Origin of the sequence: Exiguobacterium sp. KJ 601 (genome assembly GCF_027161185.1) — a bacterium.
Classification (GTDB): Bacteria; Bacillota; Bacilli; order Exiguobacteriales; family Exiguobacteriaceae; genus Exiguobacterium; species Exiguobacterium profundum.
Genome location: NZ_JADHZG010000004.1, coordinates 75,623 through 101,855, shown reverse-complemented (window position 1 = coordinate 101,855; position 26,233 = coordinate 75,623). Strand labels below are relative to the sequence as shown.

The 26,233-nt window shown below is 46.6% G+C and carries 30 protein-coding genes and 3 pseudogenes; 15 read left to right on the top strand and 18 right to left on the bottom strand.

Features of this window, described 5'->3' with window-relative positions; all coding sequences use genetic code 11:
• The 3 genes from IRJ25_RS13675 to IRJ25_RS13670 all read left to right on the top strand — a co-directional run.
• Positions 1–270 (top strand): hypothetical protein (locus tag IRJ25_RS13675; RefSeq protein ID WP_269318506.1); only part of this gene is annotated, 270 nt, incomplete at its 5' end.
• On the top strand, positions 264–365 hold the full coding sequence (locus IRJ25_RS15225) for a hypothetical protein (protein WP_441316674.1): 102 nt from the start codon (positions 264–266) through the stop codon (positions 363–365). The genes IRJ25_RS13675 and IRJ25_RS15225, both read left to right, overlap by 7 nt.
• Before the next feature lie 72 nt (positions 366–437).
• Positions 438–896, top strand: coding sequence for a hypothetical protein (locus IRJ25_RS13670; protein WP_269318505.1), 459 nt, complete (start codon positions 438–440; stop codon positions 894–896).
• Between the two features lie 408 nt (positions 897–1,304).
• On the opposite strand, the gene IRJ25_RS13665 is transcribed toward IRJ25_RS13670, so the two are convergent.
• Both IRJ25_RS13665 and IRJ25_RS13660 read right to left on the bottom strand, forming a co-directional pair.
• Complete coding sequence (locus IRJ25_RS13665; RefSeq protein WP_269318509.1) at positions 1,305–1,520, bottom strand: ATP-binding protein; 216 nt, start codon at positions 1,518–1,520, stop codon at positions 1,305–1,307.
• A 383-nt stretch (positions 1,521–1,903) separates the two neighbouring features.
• Positions 1,904–2,026: pseudogene (locus IRJ25_RS13660) on the bottom strand (recombinase family protein); the annotation flags it as partial.
• 158 nt (positions 2,027–2,184) lie between these two features.
• Here IRJ25_RS13660 and IRJ25_RS13655 point away from each other — a divergent pair.
• The 9 genes and pseudogenes from IRJ25_RS13655 to IRJ25_RS13615 all read left to right on the top strand — a co-directional run.
• Positions 2,185–3,099: pseudogene (locus tag IRJ25_RS13655) on the top strand (site-specific integrase); the annotation flags it as partial.
• Positions 3,100–3,477 (top strand): DUF6262 family protein, encoded by a 378-nt coding sequence (locus IRJ25_RS13650; RefSeq protein WP_002333497.1) that lies wholly within the window; start codon positions 3,100–3,102, stop codon positions 3,475–3,477. It begins immediately after the preceding pseudogene.
• A 317-nt stretch (positions 3,478–3,794) separates the two neighbouring features.
• Positions 3,795–4,598: a lincosamide nucleotidyltransferase Lnu(G) gene (lnu(G), locus tag IRJ25_RS13645; protein ID WP_002333496.1), complete on the top strand. Its 804-nt coding sequence runs from the start codon at positions 3,795–3,797 to the stop codon at positions 4,596–4,598.
• Between the two features lie 135 nt (positions 4,599–4,733).
• Positions 4,734–4,868 (top strand): annotated as a pseudogene (locus IRJ25_RS13640) (JAB domain-containing protein); the annotation flags it as partial.
• A gap of 396 nt (positions 4,869–5,264) precedes the next feature.
• Entirely contained in the window at positions 5,265–5,462 is a 198-nt protein-coding gene (locus IRJ25_RS13635; protein WP_214686153.1) for a hypothetical protein, read from the top strand.
• A gap of 135 nt (positions 5,463–5,597) precedes the next feature.
• The gene (locus IRJ25_RS13630; RefSeq protein ID WP_269318504.1) at positions 5,598–5,981 is read left to right on the top strand and encodes a hypothetical protein; all 384 of its coding nucleotides are present in this window, start codon (positions 5,598–5,600) and stop codon (positions 5,979–5,981) included.
• Positions 5,982–6,345: 364 nt separating this feature from the next.
• Entirely contained in the window at positions 6,346–7,080 is a 735-nt protein-coding gene (locus IRJ25_RS13625) for a hypothetical protein (protein ID WP_269318503.1), read from the top strand.
• Between the two features lie 27 nt (positions 7,081–7,107).
• The gene (locus tag IRJ25_RS13620; RefSeq protein ID WP_269318502.1) at positions 7,108–7,887 is read left to right on the top strand and encodes a hypothetical protein; all 780 of its coding nucleotides are present in this window, start codon (positions 7,108–7,110) and stop codon (positions 7,885–7,887) included.
• Between the two features lie 235 nt (positions 7,888–8,122).
• The gene (locus IRJ25_RS13615; RefSeq protein WP_214818887.1) at positions 8,123–8,749 is read left to right on the top strand and encodes a helix-turn-helix domain-containing protein; all 627 of its coding nucleotides are present in this window, start codon (positions 8,123–8,125) and stop codon (positions 8,747–8,749) included.
• 231 nt (positions 8,750–8,980) lie between these two features.
• Here IRJ25_RS13615 and IRJ25_RS13610 read toward each other — a convergent pair whose 3' ends face one another.
• Positions 8,981–9,262, bottom strand: a complete 282-nt coding sequence (locus IRJ25_RS13610; protein ID WP_214818889.1) for a hypothetical protein — start codon at positions 9,260–9,262, stop codon at positions 8,981–8,983.
• A 144-nt stretch (positions 9,263–9,406) separates the two neighbouring features.
• Between IRJ25_RS13610 and IRJ25_RS13605 the strand changes: the two genes are divergently transcribed.
• The 3 genes from IRJ25_RS13605 (at position 9,407) to mphN (ending at position 11,896) form a co-directional block, all read left to right on the top strand.
• On the top strand, positions 9,407–10,249 hold the full coding sequence (locus IRJ25_RS13605; RefSeq protein ID WP_214764596.1) for a ComEC/Rec2 family competence protein: 843 nt from the start codon (positions 9,407–9,409) through the stop codon (positions 10,247–10,249).
• Positions 10,246–10,470, top strand: coding sequence for a DUF3006 domain-containing protein (locus IRJ25_RS13600; RefSeq protein ID WP_214818891.1), 225 nt, complete (start codon positions 10,246–10,248; stop codon positions 10,468–10,470). The genes IRJ25_RS13605 and IRJ25_RS13600 overlap by 4 nt, the downstream gene beginning before the upstream one ends.
• A 535-nt stretch (positions 10,471–11,005) precedes the next feature.
• Complete coding sequence (mphN, locus tag IRJ25_RS13595; protein ID WP_214818893.1) at positions 11,006–11,896, top strand: macrolide 2'-phosphotransferase MphN; 891 nt, start codon at positions 11,006–11,008, stop codon at positions 11,894–11,896.
• 65 nt (positions 11,897–11,961) lie between these two features.
• Here mphN and IRJ25_RS13590 read toward each other — a convergent pair whose 3' ends face one another.
• The 15 genes from IRJ25_RS13590 to IRJ25_RS13520 form a co-directional block, all read right to left on the bottom strand.
• The gene (locus tag IRJ25_RS13590; RefSeq protein WP_269318498.1) at positions 11,962–13,398 is read right to left on the bottom strand and encodes an ArdC-like ssDNA-binding domain-containing protein; all 1,437 of its coding nucleotides are present in this window, start codon (positions 13,396–13,398) and stop codon (positions 11,962–11,964) included.
• A gap of 4 nt (positions 13,399–13,402) precedes the next feature.
• Entirely contained in the window at positions 13,403–13,690 is a 288-nt protein-coding gene (locus IRJ25_RS13585; protein ID WP_269318497.1) for a hypothetical protein, read from the bottom strand.
• Positions 13,691–13,695: 5 nt separating this feature from the next.
• Positions 13,696–14,145 carry a hypothetical protein gene (locus tag IRJ25_RS13580; protein WP_269318496.1) on the bottom strand — a complete coding sequence of 150 codons (450 nt, stop codon included), beginning with the start codon at positions 14,143–14,145 and terminating at the stop codon, positions 13,696–13,698.
• A gap of 9 nt (positions 14,146–14,154) precedes the next feature.
• Positions 14,155–15,309, bottom strand: a complete 1,155-nt coding sequence (gene mobP2, locus IRJ25_RS13575; RefSeq protein WP_269318495.1) for a MobP2 family relaxase — start codon at positions 15,307–15,309, stop codon at positions 14,155–14,157.
• Positions 15,302–15,553 carry a hypothetical protein gene (locus tag IRJ25_RS13570; RefSeq protein ID WP_058765879.1) on the bottom strand — a complete coding sequence of 84 codons (252 nt, stop codon included), beginning with the start codon at positions 15,551–15,553 and terminating at the stop codon, positions 15,302–15,304. The genes mobP2 and IRJ25_RS13570 overlap by 8 nt, the downstream gene beginning before the upstream one ends.
• A gap of 192 nt (positions 15,554–15,745) precedes the next feature.
• Positions 15,746–16,585, bottom strand: coding sequence for a hypothetical protein (locus IRJ25_RS13565; RefSeq protein WP_269318494.1), 840 nt, complete (start codon positions 16,583–16,585; stop codon positions 15,746–15,748).
• Complete coding sequence (locus tag IRJ25_RS13560; RefSeq protein WP_269318493.1) at positions 16,586–17,164, bottom strand: hypothetical protein; 579 nt, start codon at positions 17,162–17,164, stop codon at positions 16,586–16,588.
• A 30-nt stretch (positions 17,165–17,194) separates the two neighbouring features.
• Positions 17,195–18,301 (bottom strand): lysozyme family protein, encoded by a 1,107-nt coding sequence (locus IRJ25_RS13555; RefSeq protein ID WP_269318492.1) that lies wholly within the window; start codon positions 18,299–18,301, stop codon positions 17,195–17,197.
• Positions 18,301–20,253, bottom strand: a complete 1,953-nt coding sequence (locus IRJ25_RS13550; protein WP_269318491.1) for a VirB4 family type IV secretion system protein — start codon at positions 20,251–20,253, stop codon at positions 18,301–18,303. The genes IRJ25_RS13555 and IRJ25_RS13550 overlap by 1 nt, the downstream gene beginning before the upstream one ends.
• Before the next feature lie 17 nt (positions 20,254–20,270).
• Entirely contained in the window at positions 20,271–20,891 is a 621-nt protein-coding gene (locus tag IRJ25_RS13545; protein ID WP_269318490.1) for a hypothetical protein, read from the bottom strand.
• Position 20,892: 1 nt separating this feature from the next.
• Positions 20,893–21,192 carry a DUF5592 family protein gene (locus IRJ25_RS13540; protein ID WP_128124166.1) on the bottom strand — a complete coding sequence of 100 codons (300 nt, stop codon included), beginning with the start codon at positions 21,190–21,192 and terminating at the stop codon, positions 20,893–20,895.
• A 6-nt stretch (positions 21,193–21,198) separates the two neighbouring features.
• Positions 21,199–23,157: a pLS20_p028 family conjugation system transmembrane protein gene (locus tag IRJ25_RS13535; RefSeq protein ID WP_269318489.1), complete on the bottom strand. Its 1,959-nt coding sequence runs from the start codon at positions 23,155–23,157 to the stop codon at positions 21,199–21,201.
• 15 nt (positions 23,158–23,172) lie between these two features.
• The gene (locus IRJ25_RS13530) at positions 23,173–23,589 is read right to left on the bottom strand and encodes a hypothetical protein (protein WP_269318488.1); all 417 of its coding nucleotides are present in this window, start codon (positions 23,587–23,589) and stop codon (positions 23,173–23,175) included.
• A 16-nt stretch (positions 23,590–23,605) separates the two neighbouring features.
• A complete protein-coding gene (locus IRJ25_RS13525; protein WP_012390470.1) occupies positions 23,606–23,848 on the bottom strand; it encodes a hypothetical protein in 243 nt (80 codons plus the stop codon).
• A 16-nt stretch (positions 23,849–23,864) separates the two neighbouring features.
• Positions 23,865–26,228: a VirD4-like conjugal transfer protein, CD1115 family gene (locus IRJ25_RS13520; RefSeq protein ID WP_269318487.1), complete on the bottom strand. Its 2,364-nt coding sequence runs from the start codon at positions 26,226–26,228 to the stop codon at positions 23,865–23,867.
• Between the last annotated feature and the right edge of the window lie 5 nt (positions 26,229–26,233).

The window sequence follows — 26,233 nt, the reverse complement described above, 5'->3', positions numbered from 1 at the left end:
GTTAAGGCTGGATATGGTGCTTATACTGGTTATCAAACAGCCAAATCTCGTGGATATACTGGTTGGAAAAAATGGGGCTACACTGCTTATAGTGCTTTAAATAGTGCGGTTAGATTTGGTCGAGCATATAAATATGAAAAAGCATTATATTTAGCAAAGAAAAGTAGAAATAAACCGGTTCAAAATGTCATTCCTCTGTCTTCAAAGATTAGTAGAGATTCCAAGGGACGTTTGATAAGTATTCGACATATGACTCTAAAGGTATGTTAAGAAAAGAGGTTAGGTTAACTGGGAAAAGTCATGGTGGAATTCCAAGGCCAAATGTTAAATTTCCAAGATACAATTATAATAAGAAAGAAGACTAAACAGAAATTCCATAATGGTTATGGAGTGCGAAAAGCTAAAAGGTGGGAAATCCCTCGAAGAAGGTGAATATAGTGTTTTCTGACGATTTGATTAAAGAATTTATGGAATTTCGAGAAGTTAATGGGGAAAAATTTACTTGGTGGAGTTTCGTAAATTATAAATATGATATTGAAGATGCTCTCTCCTTTTTAAAATTTTTCAATCCGGAGATAGTTTGCCATGAGAGTTGTTATTTTTTAAAAGACAGTTTATCTCTTGAGTCGTATAAAGGCTGGAAAGAAGAGTTTGGAACAGATTTGTCTTCAATAGAAAAGATGATTAATTTGTACGAACCTAAAGACTTTTTTATAATAAACGACATAAACGACTTAGGCAGTTCTGATAAAAACAAAAAGATTGAAGCTTTTGCAGAGGCCCTTTGTCAACAATGGCAAGTTAGCTTACAAGAAAGATATAAAAACATCCCTTTCCAAGTTCAATTGATTCGTGAAGGGGAAGACTTATACATTTCAATGTTCGTGTTGCGATAATTGTATTAATTAATATTTAAGATTAACGGGCTTCATTCCACAAAAGTTTAGATGGAAGGTACGAAAAGACATTCTCTTTTAGTTTGAACTGCTCCCGGTCTAGTAGACAGGGCAACTAATGTAGGCGGCTTGAGACCTTTGTGTGTAAAGGGATCAAGCCGTTTAGTCGTTTCTAGAAACAACTATTTGAAGCGGATAGAAATCTAATTAAAGATTGGGTGTCTGAAATCTTCGCGGGACGGTCTAGGGGAACTGACGACGATTGAAGAAAAAATGAGGATGAATTTTTACAAGAAATGTTTTTAGTGTATTTTGCAATACAAATGTGCACAATAATGCAACGAAAAGTACAGGATTTTTCCAGCTAGGTTTTAGTGTTTCGATAACACATGCGTGACATGATAACTGTCACCTGTGAAGTTTAATATGTAAGCGTAATGGATGGACGCGGTAGACGAGTGCCGCCGTCAGGCGCGCGTCACCAAAGATACGATTCCACTGGCTGAACTCAAGGTTGGATGTGATGATTAGGCTCTTTCGCTCGTACCAGTCGGTGATGAGATGGAATAGAAGTTCTGCAGATACTTTTGTGGGAGGGATGTATCCCATCTTATCTAATATGATTAGGTTTGAAGATTCGAGACGTGAACGGAAGCTGCTCAGTTTTCCATCTCGCGCATTTCGTTCCGTACATCATGCCCCTCTTGGGGCGAATGGTTTCACTCGGTAATTGATCTGAATCCGCGTATTTTTTTACTGTCCTTCAACTGAGGTCTAGATTTATAGCGATTCGATTGATCAAATGTGATTTGTGGTTTCTGAGAAATTTAATACAATTAATATCGGACATTGCTAGCATTCCTTCAATCTCCTAACGTTCTTGTGTCACAACTTAAACGTTAGGGTGAGATTATTATTGCTGGCAAGTCCTTTTTCTTTTCAAAAATAAGAGTGCAGAGTTGTGTACGTTTCCGTTGCACACTTCTGCACTCTTATTTTGCACTACACAGCTTCCAGATGACCAGCGTATCACCCTCTCGTAAATAATCTAAGCACTTCTTAAGTTCATCTAGCTGCGAGTTTAAGTTCTGATCAAAGGTTGATACTCGTGCATATCCAATTTTTGTCATAAAGTACCCTCGTTTGTTTGTTTACTCATTAAGGTTAACAGAAAACAAACATTGATAAAAAGATGAGTTAGAAGACAATGTAGGCAAAATGAAAAGGGCTTTAAATAGCCCTTTTCATTTTTATGTGAATCGATAAATAAACACGTCTTCTTAACGTTCGTTTTATAGATGAATACGTTCTGGAGCAATTGAACAGTCATCTTGATAAATTACCCGAATATATAGCTACGATGACTATGATAGTCCAAGAATGTGGGATGAGGATAAGCGAATTGTGCACCTTGAAAAAAGGTTGTCTATTAGAGGACAAAGATGGAGATTACTTTTTAAAGTATTATCAATGGAAAATGAAAAAGGAGCATATAGTTCCAATATCAAAAGAGGTAGCTTTATTGATTAAAGTTCGGGAAGATAAAGTTTCATGGGAGTTTCCAGATAGTGAATACCTCTTTCCAAGAAAAGATGGATCGCCATTAAAACAAGAAACATTTAGAGACGAGTTAAACAAATTAGCTTATGAGCAAAAAATAGTCGATAAATCAGGCGAGATTTATAGATTCCATGCCCATGCCTTTCGCCATACAGTAGGAACAAGAATGATTAATAACGGAGTACCGCAGCATATTGTACAAAAGTTTTTGGGTCATGAAAGTCCTGAAATGACAAGCAGATATGCTCATATTTTTGATGAAACCCTTAAAGCTGAATTTACAAAATTCAAAGAAAAACTGGTAACTAATAATGGAGATATAATTGAGTTAGATAATGACAATGAAGTCGATGATGTTGATCTTCAATGGTTCAAGAAAAATATTAATGCACAAGTTCTTCCAAATGGTTATTGCCGATTACCAGTAATAGCAGGTTCTTGTCCACACGCCAATGCTTGTTTAGATTGTACTCATTTTTGTACAAGTAAGCAGTTTTTATCGCAGCATGAGGAACAGTTAAATCGTACTGAGGAGTTATTGGCAGTCGCTAAGGAAAAGCAATGGCAAAGGCAAATAGAGACTAATAACCGTGTTAAAGAGCGACTAGAGCAAATAATTGGCAGCCTGAAGGGGATTAGTTAGATGGTTAAACAGGTACGAAATACAGAGGAAATTGTGCGTTTGGCAAAGCAAAAGTCCAGGCGGACTAGAGAAAATGTAGACAAGGTTATCTCTAAACTATCGCTTGAAGGTAAGACTATTAATTTTAACACAGTTGCAAAGGAAGCTAATGTTTCTAAATCATGGCTTTATAAGGAACATGATATTAGGCAAAGGATTGAATCTCTCCGAAAACAGCAAAAAACAGAAAATGTAATATCAAAACCCAAGAAAAGCTCCCGTTCTGAAGAAGTCCTTATTAAAACCTTAAAAACAAGAGTAAAGGAATTAGAAGAGGAAAATATAAGATTAAGGAACCAGATCCAAAAATTATACGGAGATTTGTACATTAGAGAATAGTTAATCTATGAGTTTCACCAACTTGTGCTTTGAACTTTGAAGTGTTAAAATTAATATACTATTAATCGAAAGGAGAGATGGGTGGACAATGAAGAACTAATCTAATTTTTAACAAATGAAATAGTATATTTCAGTTTAAAAACTTAGGATTAGTCTGCCCATTTTTCCATATACTAAATAAATGTAAGACTGAATAGCTAAAAAGGCTAAATAGTTTTATTTGAGTCCTTAAAAAGTGACATGACTAATCCTTCCAACATTATTTGGGAGGATTTTTTATTTCTCCCTGAATCAAAATAAAGAAAGAAGGAATCGAATTGTTAAAACAAAAGGAACTAATGGCAAGGGTTAAGGAACTTGTCCAGTCAGATGAACGAATATCTGCTTGTATGATGTATGGCTCTTTTACAAAAGGAGAGGGAGATCAATACTCTGATATAGAATATTACGTTTTTCTAAAAGATGATACAATTTCCACCTTTGATTCAGCAAAATGGCTAAATGAAGTCGCTTCCTACACTTTACTCTATCAAAATGAGTACGGTACGGAAGTAGTAATTTTTGAAAATCTAATACGTGGTGAATTTCATTTCCTTTCCGAAAACGAAATGAATATTATTCCTTCATTCAAAGAATCAGGCTACATTCCTGACACAAAAGCAATGTTTATTTATGATGAAACAGGACAACTAGAATTGTATTTATCAGAGTTGGAAGGTCCGGGACCAAATAGACTTACAGAAGAAAACGTAAATTTTTTATTGAATAATTTTTCCAACCTATGGTTAATGGGGATTAATGTTCTTAAAAGAGGGGAAAATGCACGTTCACTGGAACTTTTATCTCAATTACAAAAAAATATACTACAACTCATTCGAATTGCGGAAGAAAATGCCGATAATTGGTTTAATATGACAAAGAATCTTGAAAAAGAAATTAGTCCTGAAAACTATGAAAAGTTTAAAAAGACTACTGCCCGATTAAATGAATTAGAACTATATGAAGCCTATAAGAACTCTTTGCTTCTCGTTATGGAACTTCGAAATCTCGTTGAAAAACAGTATCAATTAACCATTAGCGATGATTTTTTAGGCAAACTGTTTAATTATATGAACGAATAAATAAAAAGCCTGTATCTCAAGTGATAACTAAGATACAGGCTTTAATTGTTATTTACTTTAAATACATGTTCTCAAAGTGAAAGTATTGATTTTAATGGATTTTTAATAGTTTACTCTTGATAAGACGCGAGCCCGAGCCGAGAGGACATCCTCGTCTCCGAACGGTTACATGAGGCGGGCGACCTCATCGGCATCCCGGTGCTCGACCATCTCATCCTCGGTGCGGACGAGTCATATGTCAGCATGAAACAGCGAGGTTACATGGGTTGAATGGAATGGGGCCGGGGGACCGGTCCTAATCCGTCCGGTAAGGGCAAGGAGGAAAAACATACGTTTTTCTTTGACGGGATCGGCGACTCGCGTGGCTCGCGCCTGGATCCAGAATTCGGATCCGGGAAAAGGAATGTTTTCGCGTGGCGAAAACAAATGGTTTTGGTGAGAAGTCAAAGGCATAAAGAAGTCACGTTGCTCTGTCTTTTCATGAATGTGTATTTGAGATGTTTGGATTGATGGAAAATGAGTGCTTGTTTGGTGAAAATGATCGTTTTTCCTACGTAAGCCCTGGGCTTGTTTCAAACAAGCCTAGGGCTTATATGAAACAAGCCGAGATGTCGAGCGGTCATATTCAAGGTATCGTTGAGCTATCAACAGGAGAGGATGATTCAAATGAGTCACACATTGGACCAGCAAACGATCAAAGAGATGAAAGAGGTATTGCTTAGAAGACTTCCTGAACGGATGGACATCGATCCTGAAGCCTTCGAGTTAGTAAGCATGGATATCCTTTGTGAGGTGAAAGAAGGAGAACGTTTAAAACAAATGACGGTCTTCTTCAATACTAACACGCTTCAAGTACATAACTGATTGTTTCAAAATGTATACATGTATACTTGTAGATTTGTATACATGTATACATTTTTATTTAGTGAGTCTTTGAACGAAGCGTGAATCGCATAAGTATCGGGAATTGGTCTATAAAAACTGAAAGGGTGAGACGTGGTGGACGAGCGGCTACTTGATGAATATGCGTTCGATGGATTGGATCCGTTCGTCCGGACCGTGTTCTCGGAACTGATGGAACATCCCGAGTGGCTACGTGTCGTCGACAGGGAACATTGCGTCGAGAAGGTCGTCCGGTTCGATGAAGAACGGAACTCGCCTTACTTCCGCGTGGTGATCTATCTGGATGCGGAAGAGTGTCCGATCAAGAGCGTATATCTATATGGGACATGGGTGATGGCGAAGGGGGACGTCAGTTTCGTCGTCTCAGAGCTATCCAAAGGTGTATTCGAATATGAGGTGATGCATGTCCATTGGCTCACCAAGTATCGCTTTGAGGATTGGGGCGTGTCTGAAGACAGGGCATGGGAGAAGGAGTGGTGATTCGGGCTCATGCGTGAGCGTCTAACGCCTTAGGGCGAAGTCGCTCATCGCACCGCTGCCCCCCTGACGGTCCGATAACAAGAGCTGCTGGCTCATAAGCCGCATCTCTATGTTCCTGGTCCTTTCTAACGGGAGGCACGGAGCGTAAAACAAAGTTCAAAGCGTGAATATGTCTCAAGTTAGGATCAGAGTATTTTTTTCTTTGAAAAACAGTTCTAATGGCCTGGTTTTAGTTTACGAGATAGAACTTCAGGTTCATTTACAGTAAAATTCAAAAGATATAAAATTTTGGATATGGTAATAAAATCTAAAGGGTTTTTCCTTTGGTTTAATTTCCAAAAAAAAACACGAGGGGAATATGAGTATGATTAATCTTAAGAAATCACATTTTGTCACCACTTCTTTATTAACTTCAGTATTTGTGTTATCAAGCTTTACAAGTGGATTTGCTGAATCAAATGATTCAAACTTTTCTCAAGAAGGAAAAGTAGAAAAAGCTATATATTTCGTTGATGGTGTAACTTACGATATCCCTGAGGAACAATATAGTAATTTTTTCAATGAGAACGGGATTACTGAACTACCGTATGATCCAGCCTTGAACCCGGAAGAAGAAAATGAAAGTAAGTTAAAATCTAATAATAAAAATAAAAAAGGTTTTGGTACTTATGCCTATGCATGTGTTGCTGGAGACGAATATAGCGCTACAAGATCATCAGCCGCATTTAAGTTAGGTAAGTCAGGACATCGAGTAATTAATAAAACTAGCTCAAATTTAACGCAAACGTCTAAACTAGATAGTAGCTTTACTATTTCAGGTAAGTTGTCTATTACAGCTGGCGTTAGTACTGCAGTTGTGAAAAAAGAAATTGGAATTGATGTAACTGTAGGAAATACATGGACAACGGGAGAAGCTACTAAAGTTACAGTTCGACCAGGAGACTGGGGATGGATAGATTATGGTAGTCACTATGAGACTTGGAAAGGAAGTTATTATTATTTATCAGGAACATGTACTAAGAGCAATATAAGATCTTTAACATCTGAAGGTCCTAAATACAAAGCAATCGTAGCGAAAAGTGCAAAGTATCCTTATTAATTTATATTTTGAAGGGATAAGATCCTAATGAAATTTAAAATGTTATTCACTTGCTCATTACTCCTTCTATTGGGTATCACTGTCGGATGTATCGAAAAAACAGAGTCCTTAGTAGATAATTCTTCAGTCGAATCAACACCTAATGCTGATATTCCAAATAAAAAAGTGAAAAGTGCAGAAGTGCTTGAGGTTTCTGAAAATACTTTAACACCTGCTGAAGCAGTTACACAACAATTTAAGGTCAACTTCGAAGACGGTAGTCATCTTTTTCCAAAAAAGGAAGATTTAGTTTTTGAAACGATTTTAGGGGAAAATGCAATTACTACTTTCCGTTCTCCAGAAGGGGAAAATCATTACGCTACATTCATCTATACGCGAGACCATAATTGGACAATGAATGGACTGATGAGATTTTTCGTAGATGAATCTTCAACTTTAGATTCAAAAGGTCTAAAGTTACCTATGGATGACTTTAGTGTGCAATATTTGCAAATCCCTGAAGATAGTCTTAGTAGAGAAGTATGGGCTTTTTATGATGAAAAACATGTCATTACGGTATCAAGAATGGATGCTTATTCATTCAGTAACCCTTCAGACACAACTGAAATCAGCCTAGAAAATGGTAATGAAGCTTTTGTTGTTTCAAACTCAAAAGAGTCTTTCGTATTTTATTACGATACTGACAAATTAATTATTGTATCGGGTAACATTGAAGCAAGTAAGTTAGTTGAACTCACAAATTCATTACCGCCAGCTGATTCGGCAGATTTTCCATCTTCAGAGTCTGGAAAAATTGAAAATCTCTAAACGATAGAATATAAAAAATCTATCTTAAACGGTTTAAGTCTTTAATTCTACATTTTGTACACCGTTTAATCATTTTTAGAAACAAGAAACACCATTCGGCCGAATGGTGTTTTTGGTTAGATTCAGTCAGTAATTTGTGATCAATTCGAAGCCAAAAAAAGAAATATGCTTACTTTAAAACAATGATTATGGCATTATTTAATAAAATCATCATTGTGTTAAAAAGAGGTTTACCATGTATACAATTGACGAAGCATTTGAAATCTTATCGAAGAATAAGCTCACAAGCCATAAGGAGACGGTCCGCAACTGGGTACGAAAAGGCGTGATCCAGGCAGAGCCGCTCGAGTCGCGTAAAAAGGGATATCGGATCAGTGAGGAGGCGCTCGAACAGTTCATCAAAGAACGGATGCCTGACGGGTGGGAGTTGTATCCGGAGTCGGTGACAGGAAATGCAAGGGATGTCGTCAAAAATGAGGATGAAGCGCCGTATCATGCCGAAATCGATATAGAAGCGATCAAAGAGCAGGGGCGTATCGAGATGTGGAATCGAGTGGCCGGTCGTTGGCTATGGGAAGGTCATCTTGAAATCACACGGACGATGATACGAAATGCGATCGAGCACAGAGGTCATTCAAAAGAGTTCGGGCAGTTCGTCTGGGAACGATGTCTCAAGGACAGCGCACCGCGTAAAAGACCACGGGTCCTTTACTTAGTCGATGCGTTTCTATTCGAAGGGGAGCGGGTGCCGTTTGATCAGGATTTTGGCATCAAAGAAGAACAAATCATGCATGCGTTGATTGAGCATGTCAGGGTGAAGAAGAGAAGAGGTATGTATAAAAATGAAGCGGATAGCAGATGATAGTTGTAGCATGATAGACGATTGGATGATATTTGTGAAGGCACAACTTATTTAGCGAAGAGGGTGATGCCTTGCAATCTATAATCAGCGGACACTTATTAAAAATGTCCAACTCTCCAGTATGGTTAACAAATCATATAAGCAAATTAAGAAGGGATGTAACACTGAGTCGTCAGTGTACACCCCTTTTACAATGATGAATGTGTTAAATAGAGTTTTTAAGTATACCTATCAAAAACGATCTCGATATTGATTTCGCATAGCATCAAGTTTCTGTTTCTTCACTTCAGGGTCGGTGGTGAATCGATAGGTACTTCCCTCATATATCCAGGTCTCATCAAAAATGATGCCGTTCATGATAGGGCGATACGGCATGGCGCGACAGAAGGTGTGACCTTTCAAAAACTTTGCGGCTTCCTGAATCGTCGCACACTCTTTCAATTCTTCCCCGTCTTTAAAGATCAAAACAGGCTTCTCCCTTCTGTTCTCTGCTTTTGGTGTCCGAAAGTACATGCTAAACGCCTCCTTTAATGCGAAAAACCTGTATGTATTTTTTATATGGTGATATGTGAAATGTTGAAGCTATTTAACAGATATCATTTTATAATGAGACTATGTTGAATAATTTTACAATAAATTCATATGAGGTGATAGAGAATGAATAAATTGATCAAGATTGGGAGTGCCGTTCTATTTAGTGGAGCGCTATTGGTGTCGCCATACGGGGAGGCATCGGCCGCTGCGAGCATCAAAGTCCATTACATCGATGTCGGGCAAGGAGATGCTATCTATATCAAGATGCCGAGCGGTGAGGACGTCATCATCGACGGGGGGAACAAAGGAAAGGGCGATGCTATCGTCGCCTACCTCAAAAAGCAAAAAGTCGACGATATCGAGGTATTGATCTCGACGCATCCGGATGCGGATCATATCGGTGGATTGGATGAGATTCTAGACGCCTATCGTGTCGAGAACGTCTATGCACCAAAAGTGAAGCATACGACCCAGGCCTATAAAGACTTCCTTCAAGCCGTCAAACGGGAAGGCAAGACCATCAAAACGGCACAGGCCGGAGTGAAATTACCTATCAAAGGTGTCAGTGCGAAGTTCGTGGGCCCGGTCAAATCCTACTCGAACAGTGACTTGAACAACTGGAGTGCAGTCCTTCATGTCACGTACAAGAAGAACACGTTCTTGTTCACGGGAGACGCGGAACACGTTTCTGAGAAGGACATGATGGCGAAGAAACAGACGCTCCGTGCAGATGTCTTAAAGGTGGGGCATCACGGTGCCAAGACATCGACGAGCAGCACGTTCCTGAACACGGTCAAACCGAAGCATGCCATCATCAGTGTGGGGAAGAACAGCTACGGGCACCCGACGTCCGAAGTAGTGACGAACTTGAAACGCCAGAAGGTGAACACACTTCGCACAGACAAGAACGGCACAATCATCATCACGGGGAACGGTTCTAGTTACGCCGTGAAGAAGTCAAAATGAAGCGACGCAGAGGGATTATCGACCGGTTTGAAGGAGATCTGGCTGTCGTCGAATTTGGAGAAGTGATGGAGGATATCCCAAAGTCACGGCTCCCTGACGTGGTTCAACCTGGGGACGTGCTGTGGTTTTACGAAAATGGACGAGTTGAAGTAGACGTAGAGGAAAGGCAACGATTATCGAAAGAAATTGATGAGTTGATGGATGAGCTTTGGGAAGATTAAAAACGAGTATCAATTATTTGTGATTATATTTTTTAAAACTTACAAATCAGTATTTAATAAAGACAAATCGGCAAAAAAATTTATCTAAATATAAAGCTCGATTGACATTGAATAAAAACTGATATAAAGTCAACAGCATAATATTCACTAGGAGGATTGTTAAGAATGATGCACGCCGGGAGATTACGCCACCACACTTTGAACAATGGCTAATTGAATATGTTCAAAGGCTCTGTTTTCATAAAACAGAGTAAATGGGAGTAGTCTGCACATTTTTATCAATCTTTGACGAAGAAACCACACACTTACAAACATAGCAGATTTACAACTCTTTTTGCCGTGTCCTTTTATTTTTGATAATGGACGCTTCTTAGTTGTAGCTCATTTACTCCTGATCACAGACACCGTTTTGTCTGTGATTTTTTTATGACTTCATTTAGTTAAGTCTAATTAGAAAAGATTGAAATGAAAAAGTATTAAAAATGCATACATTTCACTTGCTTATCGCACAACATAAAAATTGGAGGAACAAATCATGAACGAATTTAAACGGCTTGCAAAAAATAAAGGATTAGATGTGTTAGAGAATAGCATTATGGTAAATGAATCGGGTGTTGATTTTCAGGTTGCTTATGCAAAAGATACGCTTGGTAGCAAGTGGATACTAAGAATTCCTCGAAGATTAGATTCGATGAGGAGCGCCTTGAAAGAAAAGATGGCACTAGAAATTATGGAAGAACATGTGAGTTTTCAAGTTCCAAATTGGTCGATTTTTGATGATGAACTAATTGCGTATAAGCAATTAGATGGTGTTCCGGTTGCAACAATTGATGTAGAGCAACAAGATTACATCTGGAGTTTTGACAAAGAGAATACACCACAATCTTACTATCAGTCATTAGGTAAAGTGTTGGCAGAACTACACACATTACCACATCGACACTTCAAAGAAATCGGTATCAAAACTCTATATGCTAGAGATTTAAAGAGTTCAATGAAGATACGGATGGAGAAGGTGAGACAGAAGTATCATGTGAATTCAGAGCTATGGGAGCGTTGGCAAGAATGGTTGGCGAATGATTCGCTATGGCCATCGCATGTAGGTGTAAGCCACGGGGATTTACACCCTGGCCACATACTAATAAATAAGAATTTTGAGGTCTCTGGTTTGATAGATTGGACAGAAATTAGTATTGCGGACACATCTGTGGATTTTCTATCACATCTATTACTGTTTGGTAAGGATGGTTTGACAAAGTTACTCGATGCTTACGACAATGCAGGCGGAAGAACATGGTCAAGAATGGATGAGCATATAATTGAGTTGTTAACAACCAGCGCAATAACTGTAGCTGAATTCGCAGAGATATCTGACCTACAAGATATGCGTGAAACAGCTGCTCATATGCTTGCACAAAATGTATGAGGTAAAAATGGCAGCCTCTGAAATTGAAAAGGGTATGAATTTTTAAATCATCATACCCACGAATGTCACCAGAGTCTTTCGAGGTTAAACAATGAAATTCTTGAAAGGGACTTTTGTTCTTCATCTAACAACACGTCATGCCAGTGATTTTCAAGCGATTTCAGGACCGGTCTCTCCAAACGATTGGTTTTTTCAAGATGGTGTAAAGGATGTACGGCACTTTCCGGGATGAAGTGACCACTGACCAATGGTTGATTCGGTAATGCGATTGTATAAGCCACAAGCTGATCTTCACTGAAGTCATGATTATTGGCGATGCCGAACTGCTGAAACCCGAGACCCCTACCATGAATATACATGAGCGGCTCATCGACGCGATCCACCTTCAGGTTCGTCTCGAGGGCCGCTTTTGCGTTCAGATAGGGCTCCACCTCTTCGGGAAACACACTTTGTACGGCGTGAACCCGTTCGTAGAGTGTCAGGTCGGTGTCTTTCCATCCCATACGCCGATCTAGCTGCTCGATATATTCGAGTGGGGTCTGTTCCTTATCTTGCTCCAAGGTGTGCACCTTCTCGAGATGAGACTCGATATGGTCAAGGAAAGTGGCGGATGTCTGATGGACCTCCTGCAACAATTGTTCCTTGTCTAAAAGTTCCTTGTCTTTCGTCCAACCGACCAGATAGGAGAGCGAGAAATCGTCCGTCGGGAACCCGAGTTGATGCGAGACGACGTAGGCGACCATCTCGGCCTGGAATTCCTTCTCAGGTGAGGTAAGTGGTTGATCCCGTTCGAGATTCCGCTCTTGGTTGTGTAGCTCAGCGTGGGCGAGCTCATGGATCAAGACGTTGATGTCCTCGATCGATGTGTTCCGCGGGTTTAAGGCGATCGCATGCAGCTCCGGATAATAACAACCCTTCGCCGTTCCGAGCTCGTCGAGCGGTTCCTCCAATAGCGTCACATTCCGGGCATCCGCGAGCGTCGTCAAGGCGTCACGGATGTCTTGTTCGTTCTCGAACCCGCCGTCCCGGTGATAGCGTTTGAAGATGTCGGAGACCTCGATCCCTTTCTCTCGCGCATCGGTCTGCGTGTACTCGAACACGTGACCGATCTTGAAGTACATCATCTTGCGTGACGGGATGCGCCCTTGTTTCACGCCGTCCTTGATCGGCTTCGGTGCCTTGCTGAGTGGTACCCATTCATCTTTGTAAAAGGCGTACGTCACGGGATTTGGGACGAATACTTTGATGCCATGCTCACCTTTTTGGACCTGTGCGCCTTGTTTCTCCCAGAACGTATAAGAGCCGACCGCGACTGCTCCGGGGAATTGGGACTCGATCAAGATCGCGTTTCGCATCGAGTATTGATGGAACTTGCCGAGGAACTGCAGATGTTCCCGGATTTTTTCTGGGCTCTCGAAGTAGCTGTCGATCTGTTTTCCCATTTGTTCAGTCAATGCTTCGAGCTCGGCCTTCCGTTCTTCGTTCGTCTTCATCTTGGCCATCGTGTCAGACTCCTTCCTTCAACAAGTCGGTGACAGATTCATCACTATCCGTAAACTCGTTCAGTTCACGGTCAAGTTGTGGCGACGATTCCGGGATGTCGAGTAACAGTTGTGTCCGCTCGAAATTGACGGGAAGCAAGACAATCTCGTCTTGCGCGATGGTAATTAAAAGTTGATGCTCAGATATTGATATCGGAATGTCGTACCGCTTTCCATAGATGAGGACCGTGACGGTTTTCGGTTGAAGCATCAACAGTTGTCCCATCGTAAAGGGACGGTCAAGTGGTCGCATTAGGTTCATCCTCTCTCAAAAGTTAGTGTGTCCTTCTTCTGTTTTTGATGCTCGATGCGTTCCTGGACGATACGTTCCGCCGTCTCGAGGAACGTCGGCTTGAACTGATCCGTCGTCATGATGTCCTCGATGCCCTCGGTCTGCATCAGCGCCTGAAGGAGCTCTGTCAGGATTAGTCCGTGACGGTCGGAGCGGTTCGCGGCGAGACGGATCCGCTCGAGTTCCGCCGATACCTGCTCGTTGATCAACTCCTCGATATGACGGGAGACCTGCGTGCTGATCGAGCGGGTGAGGAACTGCATGTCCCACTTCTCGTCGGCCAGTTGTCTATGCTCGTCTGCGATATGGTCGATGACCTGACCGAGGTGGCCGAAGCGTTTGTCGTCGGCGAACTCTTCCAAATACGCGACCGTCTCCGGCTTCAATCGAAGACGGATCTGTCTCAACTCTTCCATCGTCCTCCCTCACTTTCCATATTCGATGTCTCGTTCCAACTGTTCGAAAGCACGTTGGTTCTTTAAGTGTTCGAACTCGTCGTTCATATGCCGCTCGATCCGGTAGAGTGATTCGTTGAATATCTTTTGTTGGTTGAATGCGCGTCGGACCGGATGTTTTGGAGATCTATTTTTCTCAACTATCGTCTGTTCTTTTGACAAGTCTCGCATCTCAGAGAGGATGGCATTTCCCATCCGGGTGTAGAGGTCCTGTCGCTTTGTCGTCCGGTACCGCTCGGCCTTCTCCGTGTCGCCGTAACTGCGACGATGGAACGACACCTCCTGTTCGAGCCGCTCGTTGAAGGCCTGGAACTCTGATTTGAAGTGAATATCGATATAGTGATCGGTCAGACGGTCGAGTGATTCCCGGAGCGGCTGCATCCCGTTCATGTTGTAGCGCCACTGTCGTTTGTCTTCCGGCAACCGCTCATAGATGTCCTTGAATTGACGGACGAGGTCGGGATGCAGGACACGGTTCGGGAGCGATTGAATCTTCTTATTCCGTTTATGGGCGACTAGTTCGTCTCTTATGAACGCGTTCAGTTTCTCCTGTTCTTTCGTCCGGTCAGCGAGGGAATGGATGACCTTCGACTTCATCAGCTCGATTGATTTCGGTTTGCGTTTGCCGCGCTCGCGTATATGGCTCGTCTCGACGATGGCGACATGCACGTGGATGTTGTCGGTGTTGTAATGCACGGCACCGGTCCAGTAGGCATGGACCATCTTCTCTTTTTGGAGCATCGCCTCGACCGCGTTCCGCGTCGCCTGGATCAACCGTCTCTCGTCGACGAGGTCGTCGTGGAGCACACCGGTCTCTAGTAGCCAGGTGTTGTCGAACGAGATAACGTCTTGCCAGAGGATACTCCCGTTCTCTTGTGCATGCTTGAAGATGTCGCGGACGGTGCGACGTTTTTCGTCATTCAATCGGTCGTCCTCACGTGTGAACAGACCGCTCGATTTCGTCTCGTCTTCCATATAGTCGTGATATGTTTCGAACTGTTCGCGGCTATCTTTCGCGTCCGGTCGATTGATGTAGTCGAGGTATGTCGTATAACGACGCGACTTCTTTTTCGTGCTCGGCACCTTGAACTTCGACTTGATGACGACGCCCGGTGTCTCACGCATCCTGCATCACCTCGTTCAACAAACGGGTCACCGCGGCGAGCTCGTCCGCGCTCCGTTTCAGGTGGAGTGTGTTTGCTTCGAGCTGTCGTTCGAGCCGCTCGACTTGCGTTGATTGGATGCCGTTCGCGCACCAGGAGGCAAGCAGTTCTTTCAAATATTGTTGCCGGGAGCGGTTGTGTTCCTTCGCCCATTCATCAATTTGCTTCACGATGACGGGATCGATGTCGCGGAGTAACAGATCCATCTGCCTGACCACCTTTCTAAGGGCTACATATTGCCAACGTCCTAAAAGTTCGTTCAAAGAGCATAAGGGGAAACTGCTATCACTTGTCGTGATAGCCCAGGCAGAGCCTGGGGTTTCCGTGATATCACCAAAAGTCCGAAAATGGCACGAAATGTGCCAGTAAAATCAGCGATTTGGCACGAAATGTGCCACTTAAATCGACAGTTCCCGGAGCCGAACACGCAACTTGTCGTGCTTTTCTTCGAGCGCTTCGACCGATTGTTCGAGCTTCTCGAGTTCCAGGTTGAGCTCATCACGTTTTCGGCCAAGATCGAAAATTTCGTTCTCTTGTTCGACCTGTTCGTCGAGCGAGAGGTAGGGGAGTTCGTCTTCAAGCTCCTCTTTGTCACGGTCGAGTCGCTTGATTTGTTGTCGCTGCGCTTCGACTGACTGCTGTGCTGTTTCCAAATGCCGTTCGGTCTCCGCGAGCTCGTCCTCGACGAATAGTCTCGTGAAAGTTGTCTCGTCAGATGAGGTGTGGCTCGCCTGTTCGATGGTCCGGCGGTCGGCATAGAGTGACGTCAACAGACTGTTCTCCCGTTCCTCAGGAGTGAGTGTGTCGATTGATTGTGACTCATCCAATCCGTAGATTCGGATAGCGAGCTGGTTGAAGTCGTTCGGCACGTCAGCCAATTCGAGCACGTATTGATCGTTCCGGTCATACAGCACCATGACTTCCTTCTCGGAATCCGGACGTGCCTTATAGACATAGCGGAAGAGATGATCGTTCGTGTTACCTGGTGCTTCATCGAGCGAGAGTCGGATGCGCATTGTCTTCGTCTCCATATCGTAACTGGACGCGTGGAGCGTCACGGTCTCCCCGTTCGAGAGACGGATTGCCTCGTTGATCGGCGTCTCATTGACCGGTGCCTCCTCGGCGAAGAAGAACGACGAGGTGCCGAAGAAGAGAAAGCCGATGACGAAGAATATGCCGAGTCCGAGGTAGAGTCGGAAGACGTTCTGGGTGAGACGTCGTCGCGTTTTTGGTCGCATCTAAATCCCTCCTTCCGGTGTCAGGTCTTCCATCTCGGTGACGACCAGATGTCCATTGATGGACTCGAACGTCAAGGCCAACAGCTCTTGCGTCGTCTCTTCATAACCCGTCTCGGTAATCAACAGGTCCTGTTCGAATCGCACGAGACAATCTTCTCCGGAGACAGAAGGGAACACCTCGACGTCGCGGACGGTCGTCTCGAACGTGCCGACATCAATGCCGTCAGCGGCGAAGAGCGTGGCCGCGAGATCATCCGACATGACGTCTTTCGCCTGTCGCTTCTGGGTCGTATAACTGTCCTTCGAGATGGTGAAGGCGTACTCGACGAAGCGCGTCGCGCGTGTTGTCAGCTCTTTCATCCGTTCGGTCTCTGTTGATGCGACGACTTGTTCAGTGTCCGACGGCGTATCTTCAAAAGTGACTGACTTAGAGGGAATGATGCTCTCGTTTTGTGTCTCACTCGCGTCTGAAGTGCTCGTGACAGCCGTCATTTCTTGATAGAAAAAGATGTTCGCCGCGAGCGAAATCAGGAGTAGCACCCCGAACAGATAGGCGAGGTGACGTGCGGTGAAGTTCATCCTTTCTCCTCCTTTCCATACGTGCATGACTCAAAAACCGAAGACCGGGCCGGGGTCGATATGTCCGGACCATTCGCTCGTCTTGATCTCGAAATGCAAGTGGTTCCCGCTCGATTGGCCGGTCGTGCCGCAGTACCCGAGCGCCTGTCCGGCTTCAATCTGTTGACCCGTTTGGACGCCGAGACGACTCAGGTGCGCATACGCCGTGATGTAGTCGTCATGTTGGACCTGGACGAGATTTCCGTACGGTCCACGGTTCCCGCTATAGATGACGGTGCCGCTTTTGACTGCGTGGATCGTATCGGACGGGGTGCAACTGAAGTCGATGCCGGTGTGGTTGTCCCGTTGTCCGAAGACGACGCGCCAGCCGAAAAGCGATGTCACGTTGAGCGGGATGGCGAGTGGGGAACGTAGTCCCGACAACAGTTCTTTCGTGATGACCCCGTCGGCGATGGCGACTGGTGCGAGATATTTCAACACCGCGTCGACATACTCGATGTCCCCGTAACAGGCGCCGTGCTGGACCGCGCTCGGGCGATGACAACGGTAGATGCCGGTGTGTTTCACACGCTGGTACATCATCTGGGAGAACGAGATGGCGAGCTCTTTCGAATAGCGTCCGCCGTTCTCCTGGACATAATCGATGAAGCCGCCGCCGAAGTTGTAGCTCTGTAACGTGAGCTGCACGTCACGGTTCGCCCGTTCGAAGACGGAGGCGAAATGTTCGACGCCGTAGACAATGCTCTCCTCGGGGGAGGTGATGCATCCAATGCGTCCACACTTCGATTCGCTCGCCTGCATCGGGTCGTTCCCGCGTCCGCCACTCTCCTGCATCATGAGCGCGAGTACGAGGTTCGTTTGTTCGGCCAGTCCGTGCTTCGACAGTTCCGATTCGACCAAGGCTCGATATTGGAGCACCTGGTCGCTCACTTGAAGACCGCCCGCCGTGTCGAACGTGACGTCGGTCGGTAGTTCGTTCTGGACACCCGTGAGCGTGTCAAGGATTCCGACGACGAGGATGACTAGGAACAACACGAGTGCCGCAATGCTGAGCAGTATGAGTCGCCACTTGAGCGTCGCGAGTTGCCATTTCGCTGTGACGGCGAAGCGCGCCGTCCGTTTCGCGGCCGACCACATCAGGCACCCCCACCGAACAAGACGAGTTCTTCGGGTGCGACATCGACGTCAAAGATGAGGTTCTGCACGCCCGACATGCTGAGGACGACACGCCCCGTCTCGAGCGAGGGGATGATGCGCATCTCAGAATTCGAAAGTTGGCCATCAAACACCGTCTGGATAATCGGGATGCTCTCTGCGTCCTGTTCGCCGATGATTTTGTATTGCGTCAATTGGAAGAGCGACTTGACGTTCTCGGCATTCTCGGACTTCGATCCGGCCGGCACGAAGTCGGTGATCAAGTGCGACACGAAGAAGATGCCACCGAAGTACTTGCGCGCCTCACGCATGCAGCGTTGCAGATACAGGATGGCCGGTTGCGCGATGTCGCGCGTGTTGATCAAGTGGTGCGCCTCGTCGATGACGATGAGGTACTTGCATGCCTCTTCGGTCCGGAGCACGCCCTGGTTGTAGGCTTTCAGTTGACTCAATCCGTTGGCGATCATCCCGTCCCACAGCATGTTCATCAAGGAGAACACCTGCGCCTGGAACACCTCGTCGCGTAGGCTCGTCAGGTTCCGGAGCGGGAACGAAACGATGAGTTCTTCGTCGAACCGGTCAATCGAGGAGTGCCCGTCGAAGATGTTGCCGTAGTTATGGACGAGGTTCGTGACGGCGAGCTCGATGTTCTCGAGACGCCGGACCCGATTCGGGCTAATCGCCTCCTTGATCGAGGTGCGCGTTTCGTCCGTATAGAGCTCACGACGCACGAGATGCAAGAAGTCGGAGAACGTCGGGTACCGGTTCGCCGGATGCGTCGTGATTGGCAGTTCACCCTGTTCGTCCCAGAGCCCGTGTCGTACATATAAATCGCGAAGTAAAATCTCGAACTCGTTCGTCTCTTCCTGCGTCGCCGCCGGGTTGATGTAGTGATAGAACACGGCCATCTTTGAGAGATGTTGCATGAACGAGAGTGCCTCGTTGGCGCTGCCGTCGTTGTTGGTCACGGTCTTATAGACATGGAGCGGGTTGATGAGACCGGCCGACCCGTCGAGCGCGATCTCTTTCCCATCGAGCTGACGCACGAGGTCGGAGAACTCGCCCGTGACGTCGAGGATGCGGATCTTGTTCCCCTTGATCGCCTGGTCGAGCACCGTTTTCTTGAGGAGCGTCGATTTCCCGGATCCCATCTTGCCGATCATGAGCGCGTTATAGAACTTGCGCTGTTTGTCCTTATGGAACAGGTCGAAGATGACGCTGCCGTTCGTGTCGGTCGTCCCGTAATACGTGCCGGTCGCGTCCTGTAGCGACGTGAAGTGGAACGGATAGCCGCCGGCGATGGAGAGGGAAGGGATCTCTTTCCCACGGCGCCGGTTCGGGAGCATTTGTTGCTGGTCATAGTTCGTGAACAGGCTCTGCCATTCCCATTCCTGTTCGTTCAGGAAGATTGTCGAGCGGAAATTCCGGGCCTCGAGTTCTTCCATCACTTCCTGTACTTTCACCTCGAGCGCGTCGAGCGTCTTCGCTTTCACATAGAGACGAAGATGCAAATATTTCATCGTCTCGCCCTGGGTGATCTGTTCGTAGAGCTCGTTCAGTTCCTTGTACGTCTCCCGGGCGTCGATGCGGTCGATGTTGTCCTTCGCGTTCTCGAAGCGTGTGTTCTGTTCGGCCATCGACTTGTTGATGGTCTGGATGATTTCACGCTTGTCGGCCGTCCCGATGTCGAGTGTCGTCAAAACGCCCGGCATATTCAGGATCGGTTCGAGCCAGTAGTCATAGACGAGCGACTGATATTTGTAGACATGGAGGCACGACAGATAGCCGTCCCCTAGCCGGACGAAGTTGGCGTCGAACTTAATGCCGCCCTGCGGCTGGACTTTGCCGATAAATTCGGGATTGTAGCCTTTCTCGATTTTTATGGTCTCCGGGTCCTGTTGTTTGGCCATTCGCTCACGCAGGCGCTGCCACATGCGCGTCACTCCTTTCTTCAGGCATCGAGTTGCGGTTTCGTGTTCGGATTGTTCAGCTGATAGAGCACATGGATCTTCTGATCGAGTGTCAGTTCGCGCATTGGGTTCGAGCGGCGGAGCAGTTTATAGAGATGTGTCTTCCGCTCGCGTAGCGTCCGCTCGTCGTCGGCATAAAAAAAGAGGAGATAATCGCGATTGGTGCGATGCTCCTCGAGGTATTCTAGCTCCTGCTTCTTCTTGAGTAAAAAGGGCAGGTAGGCCGGTGTCTGATTTTGTCGAATCTGACGTTCGATGCTGATTTTCTGCCGCTCGAGACTGAGCGGTGTGTTCAGTGGCACGACCTTGAGCGGATGCGTGTACGCCTGCAGGAGATAGGCGAGCGAGAACACATCATGGTCTTTTTCCTCCTCGTTCAAGGAGTAGATGTCCTTCGAGGTGAGCTGGACCATATCAAGATACGTCCCATCCCGCATCTCGAATGCATCATTCCCGGTGATGTCGACGATCGGCATCAGTTCGGCGACCGTCGGTTTGACGACGACCTTGTCTTTGACCTTCCGTTTCTCGACCACGTCCTGTTCGTCGAGCCAGGTGCCCGTGCGTCTCGGTTCTTGTAGCGACTCCTCGATGAAAGCCATCTCAGTCACGTCCTTTCGTCTGCGCGTCGAGCGCGAGATAGGTATCTTTCCGTTTGATAAGCGCGTAATAGAGCGCGTGGACCATCCGCTTCTGCGGGTTCGTCGCCGGCCGCAGTACCATGAACAGCCCGAAGACGACGAGAAAGACCGTGAACGGGATGTGCAGTGCCGACGGGATGAACGGGAGCGTCACGAGGCGGAGCACGATGAGCCCGACGAGGAACAGGAAGTCATGCAGATAGAGCATCTTGTTGATCTTCAGCTCGGTCGTGACCTCGTTCGGGATCCGGTATTTGCGCATGGGTCTTCACTCCTTTTTCTTCATGTTGTCAGGTTTAGGCGGCGAGGTCGGATAGATCCGTCGCGACTCTTCATGGTGCTGGCTATGACGGTGCGTCTGATTCTCACGCACCTGTTCGAAGACCTCGTTCTCGACGTCGAGAACGGTGTCCTGATGGATGGTCCGTCGCGCGCGTCCTTGATGTTTCTCTGTTGGCGTGTCACTCGAGTCCCTCGTAGATGACGAAGATGAGGATGAGCCGCTTGAATGTGGCGCCTCATGAGGTGTCGGTGACGTCACGTCATTTCTGTCTACTGATTCATTGTGACGATGGCCTGGTCCGGATGTGGTATCGGTAGACCCGGTGACCGATTCGAGAGTCGACGAAGCAGGGACTGGAGAATGACCAGAGCTTGAATGGTCGTGAATCGACTCCGGTCTTTGTGTCTCCGATGACGTGGTTGGATGGTCGGCACGTTCGGTAATCGGTTCAGGGTTCGTCGCATGAATCGATTCAGGAGACATGCGACCCGACGCTTCCTTCACGTTTGGAGAGCCTGGCGCTTCCGGTTCTGATTTTTGAGCACTAATTGGTTGCGCAACCTCCTTCGGATTTGTCGGTTTCTCTTTGTCGGTCTGCGTGCGACTCGCAGTTTGGTTCTCCTGAGCGACACCAGCTGGATCGGTTTGTCTCTCGGCGTCCATCCACTGTGAAGCTTGGTCCGCTGCACTAAGTGTTGAACCGTTCTGCGGCATGGCATTTGAATCCATCCGAGCCGTCGCAGCTTCATGGAGCGATGGCATTTTCGGTGCGCCTTGTGTGGCACGTGCGACCTTCGAGACCGCATGGGCACCTGCCGAGGTCACGCCTTTCCCAGCGGCATAGGCGCCGAGCGCGACACCCCATCCTCGTTTGAGCCCGGCATCAATGCCGAACAGCCGCTCGACCATGTTCGGTCCGTCGATCAATGCGACCGAGAAGGCGATGAGAGCGATCAAATAGGCGAACCCGTTCAATGTCTCCGTGAGATAGGCAGTCCCGATCGTGTACAGTTTAATCGAAACGAAGATCAAGATAATCACGAGGAACGTGTTCAAAATGCTTTGGATAACCTTCTTCGTCTTTTGACCACTGTGCAGGTCGGCCGGTGCGACGAGAATCGCCAGGACATAGTTGAAGGCGAGCTCGAACGAGAGACGCGCCAGTTTGTAGGCGATTGAGAACAGCGTGAAGCCCATGATCCCGAGCGTCACGAAGATGGTCAACCAGTTCGGCTGATAGCGGTAGTAATACTGGTTGTTCCACTCAACGCCACCTTGGTCGAGTTTACCGAGACTTGTCTCTTTTCCGTTCCATAGAATGTAGGACTCGGCCAATTTGTTTCCGGTTGCCGATAAGTCATAGTTGTTCTTGTCGAAAATCTCATTGATTCGGATATTATCAATCAACTCAGTCGGAATGGCATTTAATGATTCTCCTGTAGCAGCATCAAAATTTTTCGAATCGTGCTCAATCAAATCATGTACATTCCGTTTTAAGATACTCTCAGATAATGAGGCTTCCCCGTCATAAAGCGAATCTGCCCCGATTTCTGCGATTGCTTCATCAGAGAACTCCTGAATTTGGCTCATAGTTGGTGAAAGTAAACCTAAAATTAATAGTGTGATGAACAGGTTGATCAAAAAACTCTCACGTTCAAATTTTTTTTGAAAAATCAACAAGTACCCAGTGAACAAGAAGCTTCCTGCTAAAAGAACATACAAAAAAGGTTGAATCGTAAGAACGAATTCAACCACTTGGTCATTATTGAAAAATGTATTGGTTAATAGGATTTGATCCGTGATTGATTCAAGGCCGTCAATCAAGACTGATAGTCCTCTGACAAGAATCCATCCCATTGAGCGCAATGCGTCATTGACCATACTACTTATTTGGAGTACGTCTTCGTATTCCTGTAATTTGGTGATTAAATCGGAATCAGCCATTGAAAGACCCCCAATCTACTGAGTCCTAGTAAAGAAGTCCGCTAACTGTTGTTCGTAATTGTCCGCCGTCAACATTCCAACATTGACTTCATCTGTGACGTTTCCATCTTGAATGGAGTATAGAATGGCACCTTTTAGTTCGTCAGTGTATTCAAAGTTACCACGATCGACAAGTTCCTCGCCATCTGGCTGAAACGTATTATAGAGTGTGACTTGTTGGTTCTCTTCGTTCGCTACCTCTTTTACGAATTCAACAAACTCTTCGAATTCACCATCTTCTTCTTTTACAATCAGCAAATAATCATCCTCTTCGGCTGTCATGACCTTCTCAATGTGTTCAATATCACGTTGAACTAAAGACTCATTGGAATTTGAGCAAGCTCCAAGTAAAAACAAGCTGATTCCTAAAGTACCCGCAAGTAGTTTCCTCATAACGTTTACCCCTCCGTCAGACGATTTTCCCCTTCAATAGATCCGCGACTTTCAAGTTGACACGGAAGTCGAACTTATCTATTAGTGTAACAGTTTTCGGGGTGTCTGAGGTGTCGTCCTGATAGACGGTCAGAAAGCCATCCGTCGTTTGGATATTGAGCACGTCGCCCCGTTCGAGGCGGACGCGTTGCGTCTCGATGATTCTTGCAACGACACGCAATTCGTTCTGGATTCGCTTCTCTCTCGCACTCTCGGCCATGGGTTCGGCCTCCTCTCTACGGTGTGCCTTGCTTCAGTTTCTCGAGTCGTTTCGCGATCATCGTGCTCAAAAAGCTCTTCTGGCTGTCGGTGACGTCGTAAACTCCTAGGTTCAGGTTCGTCTCGAACTCGGGGAGGGACATCCCGCCGATGTCATAACCGTCGAACATCGAGCGGAGGATGCTGTCCTGAAGCACGTCACGTACCGTCAAGGACTTGTCTTCCTGATTCGATGGCGTGTTCGCGTCCGTCTCGTCTTCTTTCTTCGCGAAACGGACGCGGATCTGTTCGAAGTCGAGACCGGCGTGACGGCAGGGGATGTCGATGTCATGCAGGGAGCGGTCCGTGTCGAAGTCGTCCGCTAGGTATTCGTAGCGGTACTTCATCGCCGTCTTGCCGTTCAGGAAGATTGGATACGACTGGATGCGTCGCTTCTTCGTGTCCTGACGCTTGATGACACGGATGATGAGCATCTCACCTTCTTTGAGTCCCATGACCTCGGTCGCCGTCATGAGCCGACGGCCGTCCACGTTCTCCGTCTTCGATTTCTTGAGCGAGAACGTTTGACCGGACCGCGATTTCGTGACGATGGTCGCCTCACCGAGCTTCTTTGAGATCAGTTCGGCGGTCGACTCGTCCGCGGTCAACAGGTAGTGTGTATTCCCGCAGTTTCCGTCGATTGTCTTCCAATCCTCTCCGTATAGGTTCTCGAGTTGGGAATAGGCTTGGATGACGAGATTGAAGCGCATGTTGCGCCCGAGACAGACGGTGATGATGTTGGCCATGCCTTCAATCGGCGGCATGTTTCCGAATTCATCGAGTAAGAAGACGACCTGACGCTCGCATTTGCCTTGTATAGTCTGCGAGGCGACCCGGGCGAGCGCCGTGTATACCTGTTTGATGTAGAGAGACGCGATGACGTTGAATGTCGGGTCATAGTCCGGGACAATCAGGAACACCGCAACAGGTTGGAGTTGATGCATCACCTCACGGATTTGGATAGAACCGTCGATAGAGCAATCGAATTGTCCGGTTTCCTCCTCCTGCGCTTCCAATTGAATCGTTGAAGTACCTGACTCGGTCGAGATTTGAACAGTGTTTCCAGATTGAAGTGACGACGTATGATACACGATGAAGCTGCCATCGTCATCGGTCGTGAGCGCATGGGTTGTCCCATCTGGGAATTTGAACGTGATCCGTGTCAAAGGTTCAGTCCGTCCACTGATCCAGCGGTTGAATCCGATGCGTCGCATGTCGAGCGAGTTCATCGACGTCAGCTTCCCGGTCCCGTTCAACGTGAAGATCCCGAGTTTCGCATTGGTATTGGCTAGGATACTTGCTCGTGTCTGACCACCCGAGAAGTGGAGCGTCGCGAACTGGAGCCGGGCGGGATGGTTCTCCGGGAACCGTTGAAAGAACTCGTCGAGCGCGGAGATCTCCTGTCCTTGTCGCGTCACGACCATCCGTGAGCCGAGGTCCGAGAGCATGAGCGCGACGTTGTACATGTTGATCTTCTCCGGCGTGTCCTTCGACTCCTCGCAAAGTCCGAGGATGAGCGCCGTACACAGGTCGATTGACGAGTTGGCCCAGAACGGGTCCCGCGCCTTCGGGTCATGGTACAACATGAACGCGACCGAGCGCGCATATTGTTGGGCGAGCGAATAGTTCTCCTCGAGAAATGCGTCGATCGTCAGTTGCAACAGGTTGTACGACATCGATTGGAGCGGGTTCATTAGGTTCAACACCTCAACCTGATAGCCGCGTTGCTCGAGCGTCTCCTTCGAGGCGGCAAAGAGCTCGCCTTTTGGGTCGTTGATGATCAGACTCGCTTGTTCACGTGCCCGACTGTACAGATCGATCGTCGAGAAGACGAACGTCTCGCCCTTCCCGGAGCGGGTTGTGCCGATGACAAGGTTGTTGACGGGCGAATCATCGATGAACAGCTCGTTCTTGACCCGTCCGACAGGAACACCACCTAATCCGTCATACCATTTCTTCCGGTCAGGGACGCGGCGGTACTGTTGCTTCAGTTCATCGAACGAGGTGAAACGGGCGCTCCCTTTCTGATTCTTCCGCAGATCCTGGAAGTTCAGCCATACCTTACCGAACACGACCAGTCCGATGAACAGACTGAACGCCGTCAGTCCGATCAAGACGGTCGAAGAGGGGAGACTCACCTCCAAGAACAAGGAGGGTGAGAGCGTCGGAATCGTCGCTCCAGCCAACAGCCCTTCTTGTAAGATTGGGGTCATGAATTGTCGAATGATGTTGTAGACCCCGTTCAGCAGATAAAAGAGCCCGGCCGGCAACACCAACAGGCAGAACAGGGCGGGGAAGAGCAGACGTATCGGAAATCGTGGTGATCGAGACAGAGTTCTCAATTATT

What these genes read in the sequence shown, in the direction of transcription:
- IRJ25_RS15225 (WP_441316674.1), top strand. Translation starts at nt 264, where the DNA reads ATGTTAAGAAAAGAGGTTAGGTTAACTGGGAAAAGTCATGGTGGAATT.
- IRJ25_RS13650 (WP_002333497.1), top strand. Translation starts at nt 3,100, where the DNA reads ATGGTTAAACAGGTACGAAATACAGAGGAAATTGTGCGTTTGGCAAAG.
- IRJ25_RS13635 (WP_214686153.1), top strand. Translation starts at nt 5,265, where the DNA reads ATGAGTCACACATTGGACCAGCAAACGATCAAAGAGATGAAAGAGGTA.
- IRJ25_RS13625 (WP_269318503.1), top strand. Translation starts at nt 6,346, where the DNA reads ATGATTAATCTTAAGAAATCACATTTTGTCACCACTTCTTTATTAACT.
- IRJ25_RS13620 (WP_269318502.1), top strand. Translation starts at nt 7,108, where the DNA reads ATGAAATTTAAAATGTTATTCACTTGCTCATTACTCCTTCTATTGGGT.
- IRJ25_RS13615 (WP_214818887.1), top strand. Translation starts at nt 8,123, where the DNA reads ATGTATACAATTGACGAAGCATTTGAAATCTTATCGAAGAATAAGCTC.
- IRJ25_RS13610 (WP_214818889.1), bottom strand. Translation starts at nt 9,262, where the DNA reads ATGTACTTTCGGACACCAAAAGCAGAGAACAGAAGGGAGAAGCCTGTT.
- IRJ25_RS13605 (WP_214764596.1), top strand. Translation starts at nt 9,407, where the DNA reads ATGAATAAATTGATCAAGATTGGGAGTGCCGTTCTATTTAGTGGAGCG.
- IRJ25_RS13600 (WP_214818891.1), top strand. Translation starts at nt 10,246, where the DNA reads ATGAAGCGACGCAGAGGGATTATCGACCGGTTTGAAGGAGATCTGGCT.
- mphN (WP_214818893.1), top strand. Translation starts at nt 11,006, where the DNA reads ATGAACGAATTTAAACGGCTTGCAAAAAATAAAGGATTAGATGTGTTA.
- IRJ25_RS13590 (WP_269318498.1), bottom strand. Translation starts at nt 13,398, where the DNA reads ATGGCCAAGATGAAGACGAACGAAGAACGGAAGGCCGAGCTCGAAGCA.
- IRJ25_RS13585 (WP_269318497.1), bottom strand. Translation starts at nt 13,690, where the DNA reads ATGCGACCACTTGACCGTCCCTTTACGATGGGACAACTGTTGATGCTT.
- IRJ25_RS13580 (WP_269318496.1), bottom strand. Translation starts at nt 14,145, where the DNA reads ATGGAAGAGTTGAGACAGATCCGTCTTCGATTGAAGCCGGAGACGGTC.
- mobP2 (WP_269318495.1), bottom strand. Translation starts at nt 15,309, where the DNA reads ATGCGTGAGACACCGGGCGTCGTCATCAAGTCGAAGTTCAAGGTGCCG.
- IRJ25_RS13570 (WP_058765879.1), bottom strand. Translation starts at nt 15,553, where the DNA reads ATGGATCTGTTACTCCGCGACATCGATCCCGTCATCGTGAAGCAAATT.
- IRJ25_RS13565 (WP_269318494.1), bottom strand. Translation starts at nt 16,585, where the DNA reads ATGCGACCAAAAACGCGACGACGTCTCACCCAGAACGTCTTCCGACTC.
- IRJ25_RS13560 (WP_269318493.1), bottom strand. Translation starts at nt 17,164, where the DNA reads ATGAACTTCACCGCACGTCACCTCGCCTATCTGTTCGGGGTGCTACTC.
- IRJ25_RS13555 (WP_269318492.1), bottom strand. Translation starts at nt 18,301, where the DNA reads ATGTGGTCGGCCGCGAAACGGACGGCGCGCTTCGCCGTCACAGCGAAA.
- IRJ25_RS13550 (WP_269318491.1), bottom strand. Translation starts at nt 20,253, where the DNA reads ATGTGGCAGCGCCTGCGTGAGCGAATGGCCAAACAACAGGACCCGGAG.
- IRJ25_RS13545 (WP_269318490.1), bottom strand. Translation starts at nt 20,891, where the DNA reads ATGGCTTTCATCGAGGAGTCGCTACAAGAACCGAGACGCACGGGCACC.
- IRJ25_RS13540 (WP_128124166.1), bottom strand. Translation starts at nt 21,192, where the DNA reads ATGCGCAAATACCGGATCCCGAACGAGGTCACGACCGAGCTGAAGATC.
- IRJ25_RS13535 (WP_269318489.1), bottom strand. Translation starts at nt 23,157, where the DNA reads ATGGCTGATTCCGATTTAATCACCAAATTACAGGAATACGAAGACGTA.
- IRJ25_RS13530 (WP_269318488.1), bottom strand. Translation starts at nt 23,589, where the DNA reads ATGAGGAAACTACTTGCGGGTACTTTAGGAATCAGCTTGTTTTTACTT.
- IRJ25_RS13525 (WP_012390470.1), bottom strand. Translation starts at nt 23,848, where the DNA reads ATGGCCGAGAGTGCGAGAGAGAAGCGAATCCAGAACGAATTGCGTGTC.